2 protein-coding genes are annotated in these 1,314 nt (G+C 71.2%); one reads left to right on the forward strand and one right to left on the reverse strand.

All coding sequences use genetic code 11. From position 1 onward, the window contains the following. On the reverse strand, positions 1-392 hold a 392-nt coding region (locus Q8Q85_10365), incomplete at its 3' end, for an FIST N-terminal domain-containing protein (GenBank protein ID MDP3774657.1). A gap of 170 nt (positions 393-562) precedes the next feature. On the opposite strand from Q8Q85_10365, the gene Q8Q85_10370 reads away from it, so the two are divergent. Further along, on the forward strand, positions 563-1,314 hold a 752-nt coding region (locus tag Q8Q85_10370), incomplete at its 3' end, for a hypothetical protein (GenBank protein MDP3774658.1).

Below are 1,314 nucleotides of genomic sequence, written 5' to 3' on the forward strand. Positions count from 1 at the left end.
GAGAACTCCGGCGGCCCGGCGGGGTCAAGCCCGAGCGGCCACCCCGCCATCACCGTGCCTCCACCGGCGGCCTGCCCGGGCCCCAGGGCGAACGACTCGATTGATGCGCCGGGCAGCGTCGCGGCCCACAGCGAGAGCGCGGCCCCCCGCTCGATCTCCCGGCCGGTGCCGATCACCCCCTCCGCAGAGCAGCCGATGAGGTGCACGGGCGCCAGCTCCTCGTGCACGGCTGCCGCGATGCGCGCGGCGTCCTCCATGAGGTCGGGGGTGGCGAAGACCACCGCGAGGTCGGGGCGGGTTCCGCCGAGCCCATTGCGTACGAGGGCGGCAGCCTCACACGCCGCGTCCCATGCCCCCGGCAGGGTGCTGATCCCGGATCCGAATGATGTCATGGGGTCAGTCTCCCGCACCGGCGCCGCGTGTGTGCGGGGAGCGGTCATGAGCCGATTGGGAAGACGCCCGCAGGGCTCCGTCGGCGAGGGTCTTGACATTGGGCCGCGCGGCTGGTCTGGTACCTCGCGATGCAACTGAGCGATGAGTCCGCATACCCTGGCGCGAAGCGTTGAGTCGCAGGCCCTCCGCCGCGCGCCGTGCGGGAGTCATCGCGTTCCTGCTGCTGGGGGTTGCCGCGTGGCTTCTGGCGGTCGTCATCTGGACGGCGGCCGGGCGTGTGTCGAGCAGCAGCGGGTTCGCCGACGTGGCGATCGAGATCATCCAGAGCCCGCCGGGGAGCGTGGCGGTGGCGGACGCCGTGGTGGCCGAGGCGGCAGACTTCGCACACGGCAACGCGCGGGAACTGACCGGCGCGAGCGAGGGCGTCATTCGCGAGCAGGTGGGCACCGTGGTGGTCGACCCCGGGTTCTCCGACCTGATCGCAGCCGCGCTCAAGCGGGCCCATCAGGGCTTTATCGATCATCCCCGGGACGACATCACGATCGATCTGTCCGCGATCCGCGTGCCCCTGGCCGCATCCCTTGGTGCAGTCGACCCCACTCTCCCACAGGCCATCCCGCCTGCACAGGACCTCTCAGTGACCATCCGACCCGCGGATCTGGACCCGGCGGTCACGGGCGTGACCGCCCGCGTGGACGTCGTGCAGATGCTGCTGCTGTGGCTCCTGATCGCCACGCTCGTGTTTCTCGGACTATCCCTCCTGGCCACGGATGACCGTGCCCGTATCGCTCGGCGCGTGGGCCTCGTCTTCATCGCGATCGGGGTGCTGCCGCTCGTCCTGAGGCTCATCGCCCCCTGGATCGCCGGCATCGCCGCAGGTGTGGGCAACAGGGGGGATATCGCGCGGGTGGCGGCCGTGGC

Source organism: Gemmatimonadales bacterium, from assembly GCA_030697825.1.
Classification (GTDB): domain Bacteria; phylum Gemmatimonadota; class Gemmatimonadetes; order Gemmatimonadales; family JACORV01; genus JACORV01.